Source organism: Plasticicumulans acidivorans (genome assembly GCF_003182095.1).
GTDB lineage: Bacteria > Pseudomonadota > Gammaproteobacteria > Competibacterales > Competibacteraceae > Plasticicumulans > Plasticicumulans acidivorans.
On the sequence record NZ_QGTJ01000003.1, the window covers coordinates 67,463 to 88,148 of the forward strand.

Below are 20,686 nucleotides of genomic sequence, written 5' to 3' on the forward strand. Positions count from 1 at the left end.
CGCCCCAGTGGCAGGACGCTCAAACCGACGGCACCTACCAGCTCAAGGAACCGTCGTGCAGCACACGCGCTGGCAGCACATCGGCGCGCCCGGATCGCGCTGGCCGACGGCTCGCGGCCTGCCCGTGCAATGCCTGTGGTAAACGGGCGAACACAGCTGCCTGCGCAAATCGCAGCAAGGTGCGGACCATGAATTCAAAAGAACATGAATTTCATGAAGTTGATGAATCAATGACTTATTGCCAAGCACGCGTAATGTAAAATTTACAGACACGTAGCCTCGATGAGGAGGGCTCAGCGCACCTTGCGCAGCGTTTCGAGCAAGGCACGCGCCTCATCGGCGCCGCTAAAACCGGGCGTTCCGCTCAGCGCCCGGTTCAGCTCGACACGGGCCTCGTCGTTACGACCGAGCTGGTGCAGGGCGACGGCCAGGTGATAGCGCACCTCCGGGTCGTCGACGGCGAACTGCTGGGCGGCACGCAGCTGGGCGAGCCCGGCCTCGATCTCGCCGCGCCGCACCAGCACCCAGCCGAGCGCATCGAGCGCAGCGGCGTTGTTCGGTGCCAGCGCCACGGCCGAACGGGCAAGCTCCAGCGCCCGCGGATCGTCGAGCTGCAGGTAAATGCGCGCCAGCGCCACGCGCACATCGGCATCGCGCGGACGCTCAGTGACCAGGCGCTCCCACAACGGTCGCGCCCTGGCCCAGTCGTGCTGGCGCAGATAGGCATCGGCGAGAGCCGACCGCACCTGCGGGTCATTGGCGAAGCGCGGCGCCCACTGCTCGATCACGGCCAGCGCTGCGGCCTGATCCCCGAGCTGGCGCAAGGCGCGGTACGCCCCGCTCGCCAGGCCCGGCGTCGGATGCTGCTCAAGCGCGGTGCGATACACCTGTACGGCCTCGGTGACGCGACCGCGCCGCAGCAGTACCTCGCCGAGCAGACCGTCGCCGACGGCAGCCCGCTGCGGCTGTTCACGCAGAATGCGCGCTTCGCGCTCGGCATCGTCGAGACGGTTGGCGAACACCAGCGCCTCGATCAGCGTCGGCCGCAGATCAGCTGCCCGCTGCGGTGCCAGCTGCATGGCCCGCTGCAGGGTCTGCACCGCCTCCCCCGGCGCCTGCGCCAGAATCTGCCGCCGGCCGAGCACCGCCAGCTGCGCCGGGTCGTTGGTCAGCACTGCCGCGCGGCGGAAACTGGTGCTGGCGAGATCGCGCAGACCATTGGCCAGTTGCGCCATGCCCAGCGCACTGAGCGCCGCCACCGAGCGCGGTGCGATGCGCTCGGCCTCGGTCGCCACCTCCAGCGCTCGCGCGGGGTTGCCCTGCGCCAGATAGATCTCGGCCAGGCCGAGACGAGCATCGAGCGCGGTGGAATCAGCAGCACGCACCTGCTCCCACTGCTGGCGTGCCTCGGCATGCTGATCGAGCGCCATCAGCACGCGACCAAGCTCCTGACGCAGCGCGGTATCGTCCGGGTGCTCGCGCAACACCGCCTGCAGGCGATCGCGCGCTTGCGCCGCCCGCCCCTGGCGCAGCTCCAGCCGTGTCAGATTGACGTGGACGACGCGCAGGCTCGGATCGAGGGCCAGCGCGCGCTCGAAGGCGGCGTGGGCGCCGTCGAGATCGCCGGCCGCCGCGTGCGCCATTGCGCTGAGGTTGAGCAGCGCGGTGTCGTCCGGTTTCATCGCCACCAGTTTGTCGGCGGTAGCGATGGCGTCCTGCGCCCGCCCGGCACGCAGCTGCATCATCAGCAGCGGCACGCCGCTGTCGGCACTGCTGGCTTCGCTGGCGAACAGCGTGCTCAGATCACTGAGCGCCTGATCGACCTGCCCGGACTGAAAACGCGCACCGGCCAGCTCGCTGGCGATCGCCGGATTGTTGTTGCTCAGGCTGAGCGCGCGTTCGAGTTCGGCCGTCGCCTTCTGCGCCTCGCCGGCGCCGAGGTAGGCCAGACCGAGCTGCAACGCAAAGGGCGCATCGTCGGCGAGCTGCGCGCCCGCCGGTTCCAGCACTTTGACCGCGGCGGCCGGCTCGTTCAGGCGCATCAGCACGGCGCCGAGCAGGCGGCGGGCGCCGGCGTGCTGCGGCTGGCGCTGCAGAAAGCCCTCAAGATCGCCACGCGCATTCTGTAAACGATCCAGCGCGTAATTGACGTTGGCCGACAGCAGCAGGATTTCCGGATCACGGTCGGCGGCATCGCGCGGCAACCGCGACAACCCGTCGGCGGTCTGCTCCAGCACGCTGCGCGCCCGCGCCGTGTCGCCACGCTGACGCAGCCACTGCGCTTTGAGCAGGGCGGCATAGGGCGGCAGCGGCTGATGGCGGGCTTCCAGCGCATCGAAATCGGCCTGCATCGCATCGCGGCGCCCGAGACTGGCCAGCAGCTGCAGGCGCGCCATCCGCGACGCCAGCCGCTCGGGATTGCGGCGCAGCGCCTCGGTGTAATCGGCCAGCGCAGCGTCGCCGTCGCCCATCGCCTCATGCACCAGCGCCCGCGCATCCCAGGCTTCGGCATCGCCGGGCGCCAGCTCCACCGCGCGCTGCGCCGCCGTCAGCGCCGCATTGAGGGTGCCGCGGCGCACCAGCACGTCGGCGCTGCCGATTGCAGCAAAAGCGGCATCGGGGGCCGCCTCGCGGGCCGCCGAGAACGCCTGCATCGCCGCATCGAGATCCCGGCGCGCAAGCTGCCCGCGGCCGCGGCAGTACAGCACTTCGGCCAGCGGCTCGCCGCTGAGTCCCTCCAGCGGTACATCCTCAAACAGCCGGCGGTACTCGCCCTGCTGCAGATATTGCCGCGCCCGCAACGGCGCCAGTCCGCTCCACGGCGCCCCGGCGCGCTCGGCCTGCTCCAGTGTCGCCGCCGCCTGCGTCGGCTCGCCGCGCAGCAGTTGCACCCGCGCCAGCAGCAACTGCGCGTCAATGGTCTGCGGCGCCTGTTGCAGCAGGTTCTTCAGTGTGATTTCGGCCGAAGCCGGGTTGCCGGCCTGCAGGTAGGCACGCGCCTGATCGAGGCCGTCACCGTCGGCCGCATCGGCCGCGGGCACCGCCGCCAGCAGCAGCGCCAGCCACAGCGCACGCGCGCCGCAACGAAACTCAGTGGAATCCATGATCGAATCGCTCCGCCCGCCGGCACGCCGGTGCCGGCGCCGCAAATGAAAATGCCCTGTCGTTACGCGACAGGGCATATCCGAAGAGCCTTCCCGCCGCAAGGGCGGGGTCAGCCGGCCTCAGGCGCGAACGCGACGACGCATCAGCCAGGGCAGGGTCAGACCGAACAGCGCCAGCATGCCGGGTTCGGCAACCTGCGTGGTACCGGGCGTGGTCACCGCGCCGACGAAGATCTGCTCGTAGCCGTTGTTGAGCATCGACATGCGGATGTCGACCTGGATGACGTCGTACAGACCGCTGCGCAGCGCGGCATTCAGCTCGGGCGACCACAACGCATACGCGGCCTGGTTGGCACCGAGGTTGTGATTGAAGGTCTGGGTCGTCGGCGTGCAGCCGGCGACGTAGGTGCCGTCGAGGCCGATGCAGGTCTCGACACCGCTCAGCGTCACCTGACCACCGGACTTGACGTAGTACGGATCGGTGGTGGTGATCGTCGTCGGTGCGTCATTGGCCCCCGGAGCGGCGCCGCTCGACGTATACGAGGTCACATCACCGCCCGGTGTACCGCCCGCGCCACCGTTGTTGGTGAAGTCGAAATACGCGACCTGCGTGCCGTCATCACTGCGCAGGATCACCTGCGCCCAGGCCATCAGGTTCTGGTTTTCGGCGCTGCCCGAGTTCACCTGGTTGTTATTGAAGAAGAACACCAGGTCATTGCCGGCACCGAGGAAGTCGGTCATCGCGCTGACGCGCGAGTCCCAGGTGTTCTCGGTATCGCCGGTGAACTCATTGGCGCCGCCCGGGTCGGCAACGCCACCCGGATTGCTGGTGGTCGTCTGGAACATCGCCGTCGTGCCCGAAGCGACGCCGTCCGGCGTCGGGTAGGCGTCATCCATGCCGGTGACGTTCGTAGTCGCCGGGGTACTGCTTGTACCGGTGCCGATCACCGGCAGATCCTTGATCTGGCCGGAACTGGAAGCCACGTAATACGGATTACCGGGGCCGACGCCGCCACCGTTTTCCAAGTCGTACTTGTAGGCAAGGATCGGTAAAGAATACGAATAGAAATCGCCGTACTGATAGGCGTTATAGGTCGGATCCGGCAGATCGAACGCATACGCGCTGGCACCTGCCGTCAGCGCGAACGCCGCGGCCGAAAAGCACGCAAGCTTGCGATGAAACATGATGTAACCCTCTGAAACTCAATTAAAACGTCCAGACGGCACCCACGTGCGCTCCCCCACGTAAACACCTGTCGGTCCAAGGATTCCCTCTCTACCAGAAGAAAAGCGGAACCTTGTGGTCAGACCGAGCAAACGGCAGGCCAATGTTAACTTTCGTTTAGATCACAATCAGTTAGAAATCTGTGGAAACGTCAAACATTACTGCTTGTTAATTTTTCTGACACTCCATCATCGGCGTTCACGGTCATCCCGATCCGGCATCGCCGCAGCCGAGGCCGGCGGCGCTCAAGGATTGCCCGCTGCGCCGAGATCATCCTCATCGAGGCGTGTGTAAAGCGTTTCGAGCAGGCTGCGCAGCTGGCCGGCGCGCTCGGCGCCGAGCAGCGCTTCGACACGCCGCTCGTACTCGGCGGACAGCGCGACCAGTTCGGCGACCGCTGCCTCGCCGCGTGCACTGAAGCACACGCGTTTGGCGCGACCGTCGTGCGGGTCAGGCACCAGATCGACATAAGCGGCACGCGCCAGGGCATCGACCAGGTAGGCCATGCTCTGTTTGGTCATGCCGGCGGCGCGCGCCAGTTCGGCGACGCTCGCGCCCTGCGCCGGCAGATTGCGCAGCACCACCGAATGCGACTGTCGCAGCTCGGGAAAGCCGCGCGCCGGCAGTTCGGCATAGATGCGTTCGGCCATGCGTTCGTAGGGACGGCGCAGCAGGGCACCCAGTGTCAGCCGGGCATCGGGGATGGCGGTGGTTTTCATGGTGGCAGCTTGACATATAGACAGAATGACTGTCTATTTTAGACAGGTATTCTGGCTTTTATTCATCGTCAGCCACGAGGAGTCTCCACCATGTCCGCCACCCTGCCCGACCCGGTCGCCGAAAACCTGCGCATCATCGACCAGCACATCCGTGAAGAAGCCGGCAACCCGGACGCTGTCATGCCGCTTTACACTGACGATATCGTCCTCGAAGTGCCGGGGCGCGGCCTGCGCTTCGAAGGCCGGGCGGCGATCCGCGCCAACTACATCGCCATGTTCGCCTCGATGGGCCGTGTCGAAATCGAGCCGCTGGAGCGCTTCGCCACCGCCGAGCGCGCCGTCGATGACATGATCGTGCGCTTTCGTCTGATCGGTTCCGGTTTCAGCAACGCACCGTTCCCGGTCGGCAGTCGCGTCGAAGTGCGGTTGCTGCACGTGTTCGCGATGCGCAACGGCAAGATCGCCCGCGAGACGGTGTTCGAAGCCTGGAAGCGCCTCGACTGAAGCCGCGGCACACGGCGCGAACATCAATGCCGGCTGACGGTCTGTAGCAGGTAACCGGCAGGCGCGCGCATGCCCGCCCCGCCCGATCCCTTCGATATCGCGAGTAGCCGACGTGAGTAAACGTTCCGCCCGCTGGTTCGGCCTGCTGGCCGTACTCACCCTGCCGTTCCTCGCCAGTCTGGCCAAGGAGCCGCCGGACCACGCCCGGCAGAGCTGGCGCACCGCACCAAGCCATTCCGCCGGCCTGGCACCGGACCCGCGCCGCCATGCCGCCGAGGCGATCGTGCAGGTCTACGCCGCGCCGACCTACGGCTGGCGCCGCTACTTCGCGGTGCACCCGTGGATCATCTACAAGCGCAGCGGACAGACCGCCTACACCCGCTACGAAGTGATCGGCTGGGGCGGTGGCGACGTCATCCGCCGCAACCGCGCGGTGCCCGACGGCCTGTGGTTCGGCGCCCGCCCCGAGCGGCTGGTCGACCTGCGCGGTGGCGCCGAACTCGATGCCGTCATCGCGCGCATCGAGGCGGCCGTCGCCAGCTATCCCTACCCGCGCGAATACCGCATTTACCCCGGCCCCAACAGCAACACCTTCCTCGCTCACATCGGCCGCGAAGTGCCCGAGCTGCGCCTCGACCTGCCGGCCAACGCCATCGGCAAGGACTACCGCCCGCTGACGCACCCGCTCGGCCTGTCGCCGTCCGGCGTCGGCGTGCAGGCCTCGCTGCTCGGCCTGCTCGGCGTCACGCTGGGGTTGGAGGAAGGCATCGAGCTCAATCTGCTCGGCCTGAACTTCGGCATCGACTTCGCCCGGCCGGCACTGCGCCTGCCCTCGCTCGGCCGCCTCGGCCTGAGCAATCTGGCCGAGGCCGACGCGCCAGCGCCCTAGCGGCAGAGTTCAGCAGCGGAAGCGCCGGATCAGCCCGCTCTGCTCACCGGCCAGTTCTGCCAGGCGCTCGGCCGCCGTGGCGGTTTCGGTGGCGCCGTCGCGGACCGTGTGGGCGCTGCCGGCAAGCTGCTGCACGCCGCTGCTGATCGCCGCGCTGCCCTGCGCCGCCGCCGCCACGCTGCGGCTGATCTCCCCGGTGGTCGCGCTCTGCTCCTCGACGGCGGCGGCGATCATGTTCGACAGTGCGTTGACCTCGTCGATGGTGCGGCGGATCTCGCCGATCGCCCGCACCACCTCGCCGGTATCGGCCTGGATCGCCTCGATGCGCTGCTCGATGTCGCCGGTGGCCTGCGCGGTGTTGCGCGCCAGCTCCTTGACCTCCTGAGCGACCACGGCGAAGCCCTTGCCGGCCTCGCCGGCGCGCGCCGCCTCGATGGTGGCGTTGAGCGCCAGCAGATTGGTCTGCTCGGCAATGCGGGTGATGACGCGGCTGACCGAGCCGATCTGCTCGCTGCTGCCGCTGAGCTTGTCGACCAGCTGCGCGGCCTTGTCGGCCGCCGAACCGGCCACCGCAGCGATCTCCACCGAACGGTGGACGTTGCGGGCGATCTCGTGCACCGCCGAATTCATCTGCTCGGTCGCCGCGGCGACCGCGTGCAGACTGCGGTCGACGCCTTCGGTGGCACTGGCGAGCTGCTCGGCATTGTCGGAACTGTCCTGCGCCACCGTGCTCAGGCGCCGGCTGACCTCGCGCGAGGTGCTGACCGAACGCGCCAGCTGCTCGGCGTTGCGGGCGATGCCGGCGATGCTTGCGCGCAGATCCTTGAGCAGGCGCGCCAGCGCCTCGCCGACGCGGCCGATGGCGTCTTCACCGCTGACGTCGCTGACCACCGTCAGATCACCCTGTGCGGCCGTCTCGACGGCGACAACGATGCGATCGACCTTGGCGCGCAGCTGCTCGGCCAGCGCGTGCTCACGCTGCGCCGCCTGCTGGATGCGTTCCGACTGCCCGGCGATCTCGCGCGACTGTGCCTCCTGCTCGGCCTCGGCCGCACGCAGCTGCTCGACCTGCTCCTGATCACGCAGCGCCGAGGCCCGCAGCGCATCGACGGCCCGGTTCAGTGCCGACGCCATCTGGCCGAATTCCTCGCGCGTGTTCAGGCTCATGTGCGCCTGCAGATCGTGCGCGGCGAGGCGCTGGGCAAAGCCGAGTACGGCGTGGACGTTGCCGACGATGCGCCGGCTCTGCCAGGCCAGCATCAGGGCGAGCACGACGGCGACCAGCGTCGCGGCGCCGATCATCATCAACTGCTGGCGCAGGAAGCGGGCGTCGATGTCGGTCAGGTAATCGCCGGCACCGAGCACCCAGCCCCAGGGCGCGAACAGACGCACGTAAGACTGCTTCGGTTCGGCAGCGGTGGAGCCAGGCCGCGCAGCGTCATACTCGACGAAGCCGGCGTGCTGCACGCCGAGCACCGAACCGCCGACGGCGCGCTGGAAGGCGTCGAGCATGTTGTGACCTTCAGCATCACGCAGCTGCGACACCGACTGTCCGACCATCTGCGGATTACCGCCGTGCTGCACGAAACGGCCGTCGCGGTCGTAGGCAAAGTAATACGCGTCATCGTGGTGCAAGGCATCGAGCGCCTCGCGGGCGCGCGCCTGCGCGGTGTCGCGGTCGAGCCGGCCGGCAAGCTCCTCGGCGTGGAAATGCTCCAGGATGCCGACCGCCATCTCCACCGACTGATGCAGGCTTTCTGCGTTCTGCTCGTCGACCATGCCGCGCAGCTGCCAGCTGGTGACGCTCACCAGCACGGCCAGGGCCGCCACCACGATCGCGACCAGCAGTGAGAACTGCCAGCGCAGGGGCAGGTTGCGCAACCTGCCGGTGATGCCGGACGCGGCTTCACGGCCGGTCAGGTCGATTGTCAGCATCTCTGCCGCAGCGCTCATCGCAGGGCCTCCATCCAGGGGACTTTCGCAACCATCGGGGGGACGGCCGCCAGCGGCAGGGGCATGCACCGATGCCCTCGGCCACGGTAGCCAGGGGTGCCCGCGAGCCAGCGCCCGCGGCAACGATCGAACGCATCAAGCGCACCTGCAGACCGCCGGGCCTGCGGCACGATCGCACGCTGCATGTGACGCAGCTCACAAATAGCGTCAATCAAGAGCCGCTGCCAACTCCTTGATCTTGGTCAGTCCACCGCCGTTGACAGTCGCGCCCGGCGCCGCCGCCTCAACGCCGCGACTGCCCGCCGAGCTGCAGCAGCCAGTCGACGAAGGCGCGCACCTTCGGCCGCTCGAAGTGCGCCGGTGGTGCCACCAGCCAGTAGCTCCAGTCGGCGCGGCGCAGCTGCGGCAGCGGCCGCACCAGCTGGCCGCTGTCGAGGCGATGGCCGACCAGCGCGCTGCGCCCGAGCGCCACCCCCTGGCCGGCGACGGCCGCGGCGATCAGCACACCGGAGGAGCTGAAGCGAGGGCCGCGCGAGGTGTCGACGCCGCTGATGCCCTCGCGCGCGAACCAGGCCGGCCAGCTGATCCAGGCCTGGTAGGGCTCGGCATCGCGATCGTGCAGCAGCGTGAAGTGACGCAGGTCGGCGGCGCTCTCCAGCCGCTGCGGACCGTTGAGCAGCGTCGGGCTGCACACCGGGAACACGTCCTCCCCCATCAGCAGCCGCACTTCGAGGCCGTCGTAGTGGCCGTCGCCGTAGCGGATGGCGAGGTCGACGTCCTCGCGGGCGAAGTCGATGACCCGGCTGTCGGTGTGCAGGTACAGATCGAGCTCCGGGTACAGCGCGCTGAACTCGGCGACGCGCGGTGCCAGCCAGTGCACGGCGAAGGAACCGAGCGCGCTGACGGTGACGGTGCCGCGCAGGCCGCTGGCCTGCACCCGCGCGCTGGCGCGCGCCAGCTCATCGAGCGCCGCGCTCAGCGCCGGCAGGTAGGCGCGACCGGCCTCGGTCAGGCGCAGACCGTTGTTCAGGCGCTGGAACAGCGCGATGTCGAGGCGGGCTTCGAGCAGGCGCACCTGCTGGCTGATCGCCGCCGGCGTCACGCTCAGCTCCTCGGCGGCGAGCGCGAAGCTCTGGTGGCGGGCGGCGGCTTCGAAAGCGCGCACGGCGTTCAGGGGTGGCAGTTGGCGACGCATCGCTGGCTAGGAATTTCTAGGTCAGAGGGGCGGAAATCCTCGGTTGTGAGCAACTTATGCTTTTTCTACGCTGCCTGCACGCCGCGGCGGTTTCCCTCACGCATACCGGAGACCGCGAACATGAAGCCCGATGCCGAACACCGTCTGCCCATCCTCGTCCGCGGCTGGCTGGCCCTGCGTGCCGCGCTGCGCCGCCGTCGCCAGCGCCAGCAGCTCGCCGTGCTGTCCGACCCGATGCTCAAGGACATCGGCCTGAGCCGCAGCGAGGCGCTCGAAGAAGCGCGCAAGCCGTGCTGGCGGCGCTGAGCGGCGCACCCGGCGGCCTTAAGCCGTTGATCAGCGTTCAATGCTTGCATATTGCAAGCAATCGACCGCCCGAGGTGCACGCCCATGCCCCACGCCGCTCCCGCCGACCCGCCGGCCCTGCAGCTCAGTCGCTGGCTGCCGTACCGCCTGTTCATCGTCGCCGCCCGCATCGCCCGACCGCTGCAGAGCTACTACGGCGAACGCTTCGAGCTCAGCCAGCCGGCCTGGCGCATCCTGGCGACGATCGCCGAACGGGCCGAGGCCAGCGCCAGTGAAATCGCTCATGCCTGCGCGCTCGATGCCTTCAGCGTCAGCCGCGGCATCGCCCAGCTGGTGCAGCGCGGCTACGCCGTGCGCGGCCGGGCGCGCGCCGACCGCCGCCGTGCCGCCGTCAGCATCACCGCTGCCGGCCGCCAGGTGTTCGATGACATCGCCCGCCTCGGTCGCGCCATCGAAGACGCGCTGCTCGCCGAGGTCGACGCCGCACAGCGCGCCGTGCTCGATACGCTGCTGCAGCGGCTCGATGCCGCGAGCGCGCAGATCGAGGCCGGCGGCTGGCCGGCACTGCTGCCGCAGGCCGGACGATGAACGCGCTGCTGTTTGCACTGACGGCGCTGCTGTGGGGCGGCGGCGCGCTGGCGACCGCGCTGCAGGCCGGGGTGACGCCAGCGGCCTGGTCGGTGGCGCTGCGCATGGCGCTGGCCGGCGTGCTGCTGCTCGGCTACGGCCGCTGGCGTGGCGAGCGGCTGTACATCCCGCCGCGCGAGCGGCCGTTCATCGTGCTGCAGGGGGTGCTGTTCTTCGCCGGCGCCTTCATCGCCTTCTATGAGGCGACGCGGCGCATTCCCAGCGGGCTGGCCGCGCTGGTGCTGTCGACCTCCTCGCTATTCGCCGCGCTGCTCGGCCGCCTGCTGTTCGGCACCCGCCTGAGCCGGGCACTGCTGGCCGGCATGCTCTGCGGCTGCCTCGGCGTCGGCATCATCTTCGGCCCCGGCATCGACCAGCTCGGCAGCGAGACGCTCGCCGGCTGCCTGTGGGCACTGGCGGCGGCGGTGGCCACCGCCGCCGGCACCGTCGTCGGCGCGCGCAATCAGGCCGCCGGCCTGCCGACCCTCGCCATCCTCGGCTGGGGCGCGCTGGTCGGTGCGCTGAGCAGTGCCGGCTGGGCGCTGGCCAGCGGCGAGCACTGGGCCTTCGAGCCCTCGCTGCGCTACCTCGCCAGCCTGCTCTACCTGGCGGTCGCCGCCTCCTGCGTGACCTTCATGCTCTATTTCGAGCTGGTACGCCGCGTCGGCCCCGGCCGCGCCGCCTACACGCTGGCCAGCGTGCCGCTGCTGGCGCTGCTGCTGTCGGCGCTGTTCGAGGGCCTGCGCCTCGACGCCCACATCGCCCTCGGCGCCGCCGCCGTGCTCGCCGGCAACGTGCTGGTGCTGCGCCGCTAGGCTCAGGCCTCGGCGGGCGCCTGGCGGGTCAGCTGTTCGAGCAGCTCGAAGTCGGTGCGCATGCCCGAGGTTTCACGGATGCGGGCGAGGATCTCGCGCTTGAGGGCGATGAATTCCGGCGCGAGCTTCATGTCCTGGTCACGCTCGGCCGGCAGCGGCACCTCGTAGACGGTGTCGATGCGGCCCGGGCGCGGCGCCATCAGCACCACGCGGCTGCCGAGGTAGATGGCTTCCTCGACGTCGTGGGTGACGAACAGGATCGTCGACTTCTCCAGCTGGTGGACGTGGCGAATCAGGTCGTGCATGACCTCGCGGGTCTGCGCATCGAGCGCGCCGAAGGGCTCGTCCATCAGCAGGATCTCCGGGCGCGGCATCAGCGCGCGGGCGATCGCCACGCGCTGCTGCATGCCGCCGGAGAGCTGGTTCGGCCAGGCCTTTTCGAAGGCCGACAACCCCATCAGGTTGAGCAGCGCATCGGCGCGGCCGCTGGCGATCTCGACGTCGGAGTCGCTGCGCACGGTGTCGGCGATGGCCTTGAGCTGGCGGCAGAACTTGATGTTCTGCATCACCGTTAGCCACGGGTAGAGGCTGTAGTGCTGGAACACCATCGCGCGGTCGATGCCGGGGCCGTCGATGCAGCGGCCGTCGACGCTGATCTCACCGCTGCTCAGCGTCTCCAGACCGCCGATGATGCGCAGCAGCGTCGACTTGCCGCAGCCGGAGGCGCCGACGAAGGTGACGAACTCGTTGGCGCACAGTTCGAGGCTGACGTCGTGCAGCGCTTCGACCGCCGCGCCGTCGCGCTCGAACCGTTTGCCGACGTGGCGGATGCGGATCTTGCTCGGGCTCATCGCACTCACCTCTTGTGCAGCCAGGGGAAGGCACGCCGGTGCAGCCAGCGGAAGCTCTGGTCGGTGAGCAGACCGATCAGGCTGATCAGCAGGATGCCGGCGAAGATCTTGTCGGTGTGCATGTAGCGCTGCGCCTTGAGGATGGCGTAGCCGAGCCCGGAATTGGCGGCGACCAGCTCGGCCACCACCAGATAGGTCCAGGCCCAGCCGCAGGTGATGCGCAGCGTGTCGAGCAGCGCCGGGCGGGCCGACGGCAGGATCACCAGCTTGAGGATCTCGCCGCGGTTGGCGCCCATGGTCTGCGCCGCCTCGATCTGCGCCATCGGCACGCGGCGCACGTCCTCGGCGACCATCAGCACCATCTGGAAGAACGTGCCGATGAAGATGATCAGCACCTTGGCGCTCTCGTCGATGCCGACCCACAACATCACCAGCGGGATGAAGGCGACCGCCGGCATGTAGCGGATGAAATCGGTCAGCGGCTCCAGCGCCGCCTGCACCGGGCGATAGCTGCCGATGTAGAGGCCGAGCGGCAGCGCGATCAGCGCCGAGGCGAAAAAGCCCGCCATCACCCGATAGACGCTGATCCAGATGTCACCGATCAGCCCCTCCTCCGACCACCAGCGCAGGATGCGGGCGAACACCGCACCGGGGCTGGGCATGAACACCGGATCGGGATCGCCGAAGGTGGTCCACGCCCACCACAGCAGCAGCGGCAGCAGCATGCCGGCGACGGCGAGCATCAGGAACACAGGCCGCGGCAGCGTGCCGCGGATCACCCACCAGCGCACGCGCGGCCGGACGGCGGCGGGCGCCGCCGCGGGGGACGGCGGCGCGGCGATGCTCGGAGCAACGGGATTTAGCGTGGCCATGACGGAATGTCCTCGGGGGCCAGGGGATTTTCTTTGGGCAGCAGCGGCAGCCAGCCGCCCGGCGGCGGCAGCGCGCCGATCATCAGCGTGTGGCCGCCGCCGAGCGCCAGGCGCGGCGACTGCCAGCTGCGCCCGACCGGCAGCAGCTCGGCGCCGGCGCGCCCGGGCAACGTCGACAGCTCGATCATCCACGGCGTGCGCCCGGCGTGATGGCGGCCGAAGGACAGCTCGAAGCCGAGCCGCTCGCGGCGACGGGCGTCGTCGAGGCCGGGATAGGCGAGCTGATCGGCCAGCGTGCCGCCGGCCGGCAGCGGCTCAGCGCGATCGGCAGCGAACAGGAAGCAGTCGCCGGCGACCAGCAGATAGGCATGGCGGCCGCTGCCATCGGCAGCGATCAGACGCTGGCCCCAGTTGACGCCGCGCGACTCCGGCAGCCGCTCCCAGACTTCCAGGTAGCTGCCATCGAGGCCGTCCTCGATCAGGCGGTCACGACCGATGAAACGCATCAGCCCGGCGTCGGGTTCGTTGCGCACCGGCTGGTAGTCGATCTCGCGAAACCACTGGCAGCGGTCGCCTTCGACCTCGGTGACGCCGGCAAAGCCAGCCTGCGCCGACAGCGCCAGCAGCTCGCGCCCCCTGCACTCCGCCAGCGAACGCCGCGCACTCGCCGGCTGCGGCAGAGGAATGCGCAGGTCGGCATGCAGGCGGGCGGTCTGCAGCCAGTAGACACGCGTACTGGTATCGATGGCACCGTCGGCGGTTTCCAGCCGCGCCCGGCGCCAGACGCCGAGATAGGACGACGGGACTTCTTTCATGAGTGAAATTCCGGGAAGCGGCGCAGGCGCTCCCAGAACCCGATATCGTGATTCGGCCACAACTCGGCTCCGGTTTCGGCGGCGAGTCGCTTGAGCTTGCGGATACTGGCGAGCGCGAGGTCCTCACGCTCCTGCCAGCACAGGCCGGGGGCGACTTCGTCGCGCAGGTTTTCTTCCAGATCGGCCGCATCTCCGGCGAGGATCACCGGCGCCCCGTGCGGCAGCTCGATCAGCAGCGACATGTGCCCGGCCGTGTGGCCGGGACTGGCGATCGCATGCACACCGGGTGCCAATTCGTACTCACCGCGCTGCACCTTCCAGCGGTAATCACCGGCGAAGTCATCGGCGAAATAGGCGACATCGGCCTGCGCCCGCGCCGCGGCGAGCTCGTCAGCATGCACGTGCACCTCAGCGCCGCAGACCTCGCACAGGCCGCCGGCGTGGTCGAAATGCAGGTGGCCGAGGAACACCAGATCGATGTCGGCCGGCGTCAGCCCGAGGCGGGCGAAATGCGCCGGCAGGCGCTGATCTTCATGCATTTCCGGCGGGCCGAAGGGGAAGCTCTCGGCGTCGTACCAGCGCGCGCGCTGCTGCGGGTCGGCGAGCTTGGTGTAGTCGCAGCCGACGTCGTAGAGGATGCGGCCGTTCGCCGTCTCGATCAGGTAGGCGAGAATCGGCGCCTGGATGATCGTGCCGCTGCCGCGATGGCGGGTCGACAGCGATTTGTCATAGCGGTGGGTGGCGGTCAGCAGCGGCCACAGGCGGCGAACCTGACTCATCGTGTGTCCTCCGCCAGTGCCGCCAGCACGCCGGCCGTGTCGGCAACCCGACCAAACAGGCCGCCCTCGACGCCGATCATCGCCAGCGCCGCGGCGTGCAGCGCCGGATCGGCGCTGGCGCAGGCATCGGCGAGGGTGATGCACTCGAAACCGCGCTCGACGGCGCTGCGCAGCGTCGAGCTGACGCAGACCTCGGTGGTCACGCCAGTGAGCAGCAGCGTGTCGATGCCGCGCGCGCGCAGGATCAGTTCGAGGTCGGTGGCGTGGAAGGCGCTGTAGCCGGGTTTGTCGATCACCGGCTCGCCGGCTTGCGGCTGCAGCTCGTCGATGAAGTCGTGCCCGTACTCGCCGCGCAGCAGCAGCCGGCCGAGCGGACCGCGGGCACCGATCGGCGCACCGGCGCGCTCGGCGCGGCGGCGCTTGGCCGGCAGCAGGTCGCTGAGATCGGCGCGATGGCCTTCGCGGGTGTGCACCACCAGCAGCCCGGCGCGGCGCGCGGCGGCGAGCAGACGCTGCTGCGCCGGCACCACGGCACGCAGGCGCGCAACGTCGAGGCCGGCGCTGGCGGCATAGCCACCGGGCGTGCAGAAGTCGCGCTGCATGTCGATCAGCAGCAGCGCGCAGCGGCGCGGATCGAGGCTCAGCACCATTGTTCCAGCCCGAATTCGTGGCGCACCGCGGCGGCGATGCGCTCGCCGACCTCGGCGGCCATCAGCGCGCCCTTCTCCGCGCTGGCGCCCTTGGCCGAGGCCAGCGCGCCGGCCGGCGGCACCCACTCGGTGCGCGTCGGGTACATGTCATAGGGCGGGAAATCCGCCGGCGGATCGTTCGGCAGCCGCTCCATCGCCACCAGCTCGGGGTGGTAGTGCAGCATCAGCGAGGTCTCGATCACCGCGGCATGCTCCAGCGCAAAGCCGGGGAAGCCGTCGGGGAACACCGCGGCCAGCGTCTGCTCGGTGCAGAAGTCCCAGTACTCCAGGCGCATCACCTCCAGTCCGCTGGCCGCCACCGCCGGTTCGCGCAGCGCCAGCTGGATGCCCTCGGTGACGAACCACTGGTTTTCGTAATGGCCGTTGACCAGCACCAGCCGGCGCACGCCGTGGCGGGCGAACTCGCGCACCGCATCGCGCACCAGCGCGCTCAGCGTGGCGCCGTCGAGGCTGGTGGTGCCGCAGAAGTGCTGGCCGCCGCCGCTCTTCGGCTGCGACTTGTAGCCGTAGCTCAGCGCCGGGGCGACCAGCCCGCCGAGGCGCGCGGCGACGTCGCGGCTAACCGCCGCCGACAGCAGCGCATCGGTCCCCAGCGGCAGGTGCGGGCCGTGCTGCTCGGTGGCACCGCAAGGCAGGAAGACGACGGCGCCGTCCTCGCGCACGCGGCGCTCGTAATCGACCCAGCTGATCTGGTCCATGCGGACTTCGGACATCGACTTAATCTCCGCTCAGGGTTGAAGAGTGTGCAGGGCCGGCCGGCGCGGCCTCGCCGCGGGCGGCAATCAGGGCCGCCAGGCAGACCAGCGCGCCGCCGGCCCATTCGTGCGCGGCCAGCGGCTTGTGGCCGAACAGCGCCGCCGAGCCGACCGCGGCGATCAGCTCGAACACCAGCAGCACCGAGGCGCGGCCGGCTTCGAGGCGACTGACGCCGTCCTGCGCGGCGACGGTCGCCAGGCCGATCCACAAAATCGCAAACGCGCACAGCTGCGCCCAGACCTCGCCGGGCAGCGCGGCCACGCCCTGCTCCAGCAGCAGGCTGGCGGCGCTGGCGAACAGCGCGCAGCCGAGCAGCGGCACCGCGGTCTTGCTCGCCAGCGGCACGCGGTCGGCAGCGCGGGTGGCGAGGTTGTTGAGGGCAAAGCTCAGTCCGGCGCTGAAGGCCAGCCAGTCGACGCCGGCCAGCGGGCGGAAGGTGCTGGCATCGACACCGAGCGTCAGCGCCGCGCCGAGCACCGCCAGTGCCAGCGCCAGCAGGCGCAGGCCGCCGAGGCGCTCGCCGAGCAGCAGCCAGCCGCCGAGCACCCCCCACACCGGCGCCAGGTAAAACAGCAGCATCACCCGCACGATGTCATCGCCCAGCGACAGCGCACAGATCAGCGCCGCGTTCGACCAGCCGCCGAACAGCAGGATCGCCAGCAGCCGCGCCGGCTGGCCGGCGCAGGCCCGGCGCTCGCGCCACAGCACCGGCAGCAGCAGCACGGCGATCAGGCTGTAGCTGACGGCGACCATCGGCATGCCGCTGAGGCCGGCCTCGGCGAAATGGCGCAGCGGCAGCCAGCTGGTGCCCCACATCAGCGTGGCGAGGATCAGCACCGCCTCGGGGCGCAGCCAGGCACGGGAAACCATCGGCGTCTGCATCGTCTCAGCCCATCCATGAACCGCCGTTCGGCCCGAGCACCTGACCGTGGAAATAACTCGCCGCCGGCGAGGCGAGGAAGACGATCGCCGCGGCGACCTCCTCCGGCTCACCGAGGCGCGCCGCCGGAATCGCCGTCTCTTTAGCGATCCACTCCGCGCTCATGTGCTCGGGCGAGACCATCGGCGTGGCGATCGGCCCCGGCGCGACGGCGTTGATGCGGATCGCCGGCGCGAACTCGCGCGCCAGCGAGCGGGTCAGCGCGATGACGCCGGCCTTAGCCGCGCAGTACGGCGCGTAGCGCTCGCGGCCGAGATAGCCGAGGTCGGAGGCGACGTTGACGATGCAGCCGCTGCCACGCGGCTGCATCTGCGCCAGCGCCTGACGGCAGCAGCGGTAGACCGCCGTCAGGTCGATGCCGATGACCCGCGCCCAGTCGTCCTCGCTGGTCTCCAGAAAGGGTTTTTCCAGGATCACGCCGGCGTTGTTGACGAGGATGTCGAGCCCGCCGGCGGCGTGCAGCGCGGCGAACATCGCCGCCACCGCCGCGGCATCGCCGACATCGGCGGCGATCGGCCGCGCGTTGCCGCCGGCGCTGCGAATCGTCGCGGCGACGTCGGCCGCAGCGGCCTTGTCGGCCGGCAGGTGGTTGATCCAGACCTCGGCGCCGGCGGTGGCCAGTGCCAGCGCGGTGGCGCGGCCGATGCCGCTGGCGGCGCCGGTGACCAGCGCGCGGCGGCCGGCCAGCGGCGGAACGGAACTCGGGCGCATCAGTGCATCACCTCGCCGTGGCTGACCGAGAGTGCCTGCCCGGTGATCGCGGCCGCCAGCGGCGAGCCGAGGAACAGGAAAGTGCCGGCCAGATCGGCCGGCTGCAGCAGCTCCGGCACCGCCTGCCCGGCGAGCACCGCGGCCAGCTCCTCGGCCTCGCTGCGGCCGTGCTCGGCGGCCATCGCCCGCAGCGAGCGCATTGCCGCCTCGGTGGCGATCCAGCCCGGGCACACGGCGTTGACGCGGATGCGCCGCGGCCCCAGCTCGCGTGCCAGCGCCCGCGTCAGGCCGATCACCGCGTGCTTGCTGGTGACGTAGGCGGAAAAGCCGGCCACCCCCACCAGCCCCCAGATCGAGGACTGGTTGATGATGCTGGCGCCGGCCGCGAGCAGCGGCAGCAGCGCGCGGCTCAGGCGCTGCATCGACACCACGTTGTTGTCGAGCAGTGCCTGCCAGCGCGCATCGGCGCTCGCGGCGGTGTCGGCGAGCGGCGTCGGATACTCGACGCCGGCGTTGTTGATCAGCACGTCGACCCGCGGCTGCGCGTCCGCCAGGCGGGCGGCGAAGGTCTGCAGCGCCGCCGTGTCGCACAGATCGAGCGCCTCGGCCTGCAGCGGCGCCAGCCCGGCCAGTTCGGCGCACACCGCATCGAGCGCGGCGACATCGCGATCGAGCAGCCACAGCGTTGCGCCGCGCTCGGCAAAGGCGCGCGCCAGGCCGCGACCGATGCCGCTCGCCGCACCGCTCAGCACCACGCAGCGGCCGCGATAGTCGAGGGGATCGTTCATCTCACACCGCCGTCAGGAAGGAGACGCCGACCGCGCCGTAGAACTGCCCGGCCCGCTGCGCGCCGCTGGCCTCGACGTGGCCGTAGTCGTCGTCGAGCACGCGGCGCAGGCGGTAGCGGCTGAAGCTTTTCAATAGCAGCGCCATCGGCAGCACCTGCACGTAGCCCTCGCCGTAGAGCTCGCGATGCAGCGCCGGCAGGCGGTACCACGGCACGCCGGACTTCTCGTGATGGGCGTTGTGGAAACTGAAGTTGAGCAGCAGCAGGTTGAGCCACGGCCAGCGCAGCGAGACGACGTTGGTATAGGTGTTGTGCTGCTCGTAGACGCGGTCGCGCACCTTGTCGGCGGGAATCTCGCCGCCTTCGAGCACGGCGTAGGCGTCGTAGGTGTGCTGGTAGGCGTCGGCAAAGCGCAGCACCGTCAGCATGATCATCCAGGCCACGACGTAGAGCGCGAGCGCCAGCGGCGAGAGCATGCCGAGCGTGGCGAAGGCCAGCGCGCGCACGGCGATGATCGCGGCGACGCGGCCGCGGCGGGCACGGTGCTTGGCGCTGTCGGTAATGAACGGCAGCAGCACCACGTAGGCGTGCATGATCAGCTCGACCGCCGGAATCCACGCCCACTCCAGCGCCAGCACCAGGCGGCGGAACCAGGCCGGCGAGCGCTGCAGAAAAGCCTTGCTGTCGAAGGTGATGACGTCGGCACGGTCGACGTGATGGCGCATGTGCTTGCGCCGCAGGTCCTGGAAATCGGCGTAGCAGCTGCCGGTCAGCCAGCTCATCAGCTCGCCGGTGCGCAGGTTCCACTTCGGCTCGCGGAAGATCGTGCCGTGGGCGAATTCGTGGATCAGGTAGGCGGCGATCACCAGCGCGTGCGCCAGCAGCAGCGTGCCGCCGAGTTTCGCCGCCACGCCGTCGGCGAACAGCAGGGCGATGCCGCCGGCGTAACCGAGCACGGCGTAGGCGATGGCGAGCGTGTTCGGCCAGGCGCCGTCGGCGTAGCGGAAGATCGGCTTCGACATGGTGAATCTCCTGTGGCGGCGGCATCCGCGGCGCCGCGGACGCCGCCGTGGACTCAGTGACTTACGGCGCCAGCGCCTTGACGAACTGAGCGTCGTAGGTCTTGGCGAAGTCCGGCACTGCCGGGATCTGACCGTTGTCGACGAGGATCTTGCCGATCACCGCGCCGCTGCCGTGGAACGAGGTGGTCTGCTCGGAGGGCGTGAAGTTGGTCATCATCTCAGCGAGCGGGATGTTGTAGACGCCGCTCATCTGCTCCTTGGCCTCGGCGGCGCTGACACCGAGCACCTTGCCGATGATCTCGGCGGACTCCTCCGGGTGCGCCTTCATGTAGGCCATGCCGTCGACGTAGCCCTGGATCAGCGCCTGGATCGCCTTGCCGCGCTTGGCGATGACTTTCTCGTCGAACACCAGCACGTCGGTGATCAGGCCCGGCGCATCCTTCGAGGAGAACACCACGTGGAACTTGCCGCCGCCGCCGAGCGCGAGGATCTGCGAGACGTTGGGCTCGTAGGTGACGCCGACCGGCAGGCTGCCGGAGGCCATCGCGCCGGGGATGCCTTCCGGCGTCATGTTGATCGACTCGATGTCCTTGGCGCCCATGCCGTTCTTCTGCAGCGCGTAGGCGAGCAGGAAGTCTGACGGCGACAGCGGGTTGAAGCCGACCTTCTTGCCCTTGAAGTCGGCGACCGACTTCACCGCGGCTTCAGCGACGATCGCATCACCGCCGTTGGAGAAGTCGATCGGCATCACTACGCGGTGCTTGAGCCCCTTGGCATCGGAGGCGACCACCTGGTCGTAGGTCAGCATCGCGCCGTCGATCGAGCCGCCGGCAAGCGCCGGTGGAATCAGCGCCGGATCGCTGAAGAACTGCAGCGACACCTTGAGGCCGTGCTTTTTATACAGATCGAGCTTGTCGGCGACGTAGAACGGGCCGTAGCCGACCCAGACGACGGTGCCGATCTTCAGCGATTCGGCGGCGCGTGCGGCAAAGGGCACGGCGGCGGCGGCGAGCAGGCCGGCACCGAGGGCGAGTTTTCGTATCAGGCGGAGAGTCGGGACGGACATGGACGGGGCACTCCTGCACGGTTTGGGACATGGCTCACGG

General features: G+C 69.6%; 21 protein-coding genes. 5 read left to right on the forward strand and 16 right to left on the reverse strand.

All coding sequences use genetic code 11. From position 1 onward, the window contains the following. Positions 1-293 precede the first annotated feature (293 nt). From prsT to C7443_RS05770, 3 genes are all read right to left on the reverse strand, one after another. Positions 294-3,104: an XrtA/PEP-CTERM system TPR-repeat protein PrsT gene (gene prsT, locus C7443_RS05760; protein ID WP_170123507.1), complete on the reverse strand. Its 2,811-nt coding sequence runs from the start codon at positions 3,102-3,104 to the stop codon at positions 294-296. A gap of 120 nt (positions 3,105-3,224) precedes the next feature. After that, on the reverse strand, positions 3,225-4,289 hold the full coding sequence (locus C7443_RS05765; protein WP_110017649.1) for a hypothetical protein: 1,065 nt from the start codon (positions 4,287-4,289) through the stop codon (positions 3,225-3,227). Between the two features lie 285 nt (positions 4,290-4,574). Further along, positions 4,575-5,048, reverse strand: a complete 474-nt coding sequence (locus C7443_RS05770; RefSeq protein WP_110017650.1) for a MarR family winged helix-turn-helix transcriptional regulator — start codon at positions 5,046-5,048, stop codon at positions 4,575-4,577. Between the two features lie 90 nt (positions 5,049-5,138). Between C7443_RS05770 and C7443_RS05775 the strand changes: the two genes are divergently transcribed. Further along, positions 5,139-5,552 carry a nuclear transport factor 2 family protein gene (locus C7443_RS05775; RefSeq protein ID WP_110017651.1) on the forward strand — a complete coding sequence of 138 codons (414 nt, stop codon included), beginning with the start codon at positions 5,139-5,141 and terminating at the stop codon, positions 5,550-5,552. A gap of 112 nt (positions 5,553-5,664) precedes the next feature. Further along, complete coding sequence (locus C7443_RS05780; RefSeq protein ID WP_110017652.1) at positions 5,665-6,441, forward strand: DUF3750 domain-containing protein; 777 nt, start codon at positions 5,665-5,667, stop codon at positions 6,439-6,441. A gap of 9 nt (positions 6,442-6,450) precedes the next feature. Here C7443_RS05780 and C7443_RS05785 read toward each other — a convergent pair whose 3' ends face one another. Together C7443_RS05785 and gcvA are read right to left on the reverse strand one after the other, a co-directional pair. Continuing rightward, positions 6,451-8,394 carry a methyl-accepting chemotaxis protein gene (locus C7443_RS05785; RefSeq protein WP_110017653.1) on the reverse strand — a complete coding sequence of 648 codons (1,944 nt, stop codon included), beginning with the start codon at positions 8,392-8,394 and terminating at the stop codon, positions 6,451-6,453. A gap of 283 nt (positions 8,395-8,677) precedes the next feature. Next, positions 8,678-9,589, reverse strand: coding sequence for a transcriptional regulator GcvA (gene gcvA / locus C7443_RS05790; protein ID WP_110017654.1), 912 nt, complete (start codon positions 9,587-9,589; stop codon positions 8,678-8,680). A gap of 120 nt (positions 9,590-9,709) precedes the next feature. Between gcvA and C7443_RS05795 the strand changes: the two genes are divergently transcribed. The 3 genes from C7443_RS05795 (at position 9,710) to C7443_RS05805 (ending at position 11,337) form a co-directional block, all read left to right on the forward strand. Then, positions 9,710-9,895, forward strand: a complete 186-nt coding sequence (locus C7443_RS05795; RefSeq protein WP_110017655.1) for a DUF1127 domain-containing protein — start codon at positions 9,710-9,712, stop codon at positions 9,893-9,895. 84 nt (positions 9,896-9,979) lie between these two features. After that, on the forward strand, positions 9,980-10,483 hold the full coding sequence (locus C7443_RS05800) for a MarR family winged helix-turn-helix transcriptional regulator (protein WP_110017656.1): 504 nt from the start codon (positions 9,980-9,982) through the stop codon (positions 10,481-10,483). After that, positions 10,480-11,337 carry a DMT family transporter gene (locus tag C7443_RS05805; protein ID WP_110017657.1) on the forward strand — a complete coding sequence of 286 codons (858 nt, stop codon included), beginning with the start codon at positions 10,480-10,482 and terminating at the stop codon, positions 11,335-11,337. Before C7443_RS05800 ends, C7443_RS05805 begins: the two co-directional genes overlap by 4 nt. A gap of 2 nt (positions 11,338-11,339) precedes the next feature. Here the strand turns inward: C7443_RS05805 and C7443_RS05810 are convergent, their stop codons facing one another. The 11 genes from C7443_RS05810 to C7443_RS05860 all read right to left on the reverse strand — a co-directional run bounded on the left by C7443_RS05810 (position 11,340) and on the right by C7443_RS05860 (position 20,646). After that, complete coding sequence (locus tag C7443_RS05810; RefSeq protein WP_110017658.1) at positions 11,340-12,188, reverse strand: ABC transporter ATP-binding protein; 849 nt, start codon at positions 12,186-12,188, stop codon at positions 11,340-11,342. A gap of 5 nt (positions 12,189-12,193) precedes the next feature. Further along, a complete protein-coding gene (locus tag C7443_RS05815) occupies positions 12,194-12,931 on the reverse strand; it encodes an ABC transporter permease (RefSeq protein ID WP_246004591.1) in 738 nt (245 codons plus the stop codon). 116 nt (positions 12,932-13,047) lie between these two features. Continuing rightward, positions 13,048-13,875 carry a hypothetical protein gene (locus C7443_RS05820; protein WP_110017660.1) on the reverse strand — a complete coding sequence of 276 codons (828 nt, stop codon included), beginning with the start codon at positions 13,873-13,875 and terminating at the stop codon, positions 13,048-13,050. Next, entirely contained in the window at positions 13,872-14,654 is a 783-nt protein-coding gene (locus C7443_RS05825; protein WP_110017661.1) for an N-acyl homoserine lactonase family protein, read from the reverse strand. Before C7443_RS05825 ends, C7443_RS05820 begins: the two co-directional genes overlap by 4 nt. Continuing rightward, positions 14,651-15,304: a cysteine hydrolase family protein gene (locus C7443_RS05830; protein ID WP_110017662.1), complete on the reverse strand. Its 654-nt coding sequence runs from the start codon at positions 15,302-15,304 to the stop codon at positions 14,651-14,653. The genes C7443_RS05825 and C7443_RS05830 overlap by 4 nt, the downstream gene beginning before the upstream one ends. Further along, positions 15,295-16,077, reverse strand: a complete 783-nt coding sequence (locus C7443_RS05835) for a creatininase (RefSeq protein WP_110017663.1) — start codon at positions 16,075-16,077, stop codon at positions 15,295-15,297. The genes C7443_RS05830 and C7443_RS05835 overlap by 10 nt, the downstream gene beginning before the upstream one ends. Before the next feature lie 4 nt (positions 16,078-16,081). Continuing rightward, a complete protein-coding gene (locus C7443_RS05840; RefSeq protein ID WP_246004574.1) occupies positions 16,082-17,002 on the reverse strand; it encodes a DMT family transporter in 921 nt (306 codons plus the stop codon). 4 nt (positions 17,003-17,006) lie between these two features. Further along, positions 17,007-17,771, reverse strand: a complete 765-nt coding sequence (locus tag C7443_RS05845; RefSeq protein ID WP_110017664.1) for an SDR family NAD(P)-dependent oxidoreductase — start codon at positions 17,769-17,771, stop codon at positions 17,007-17,009. Then, entirely contained in the window at positions 17,771-18,559 is a 789-nt protein-coding gene (locus C7443_RS05850) for an SDR family NAD(P)-dependent oxidoreductase (protein ID WP_110017665.1), read from the reverse strand. Before C7443_RS05850 ends, C7443_RS05845 begins: the two co-directional genes overlap by 1 nt. 1 nt (position 18,560) lies before the next feature. Next, on the reverse strand, positions 18,561-19,580 hold the full coding sequence (locus tag C7443_RS05855; RefSeq protein WP_110017666.1) for a fatty acid desaturase family protein: 1,020 nt from the start codon (positions 19,578-19,580) through the stop codon (positions 18,561-18,563). A gap of 61 nt (positions 19,581-19,641) precedes the next feature. Beyond that, positions 19,642-20,646 (reverse strand): ABC transporter substrate-binding protein, encoded by a 1,005-nt coding sequence (locus C7443_RS05860; protein WP_110017667.1) that lies wholly within the window; start codon positions 20,644-20,646, stop codon positions 19,642-19,644. Between the last annotated feature and the right edge of the window lie 40 nt (positions 20,647-20,686).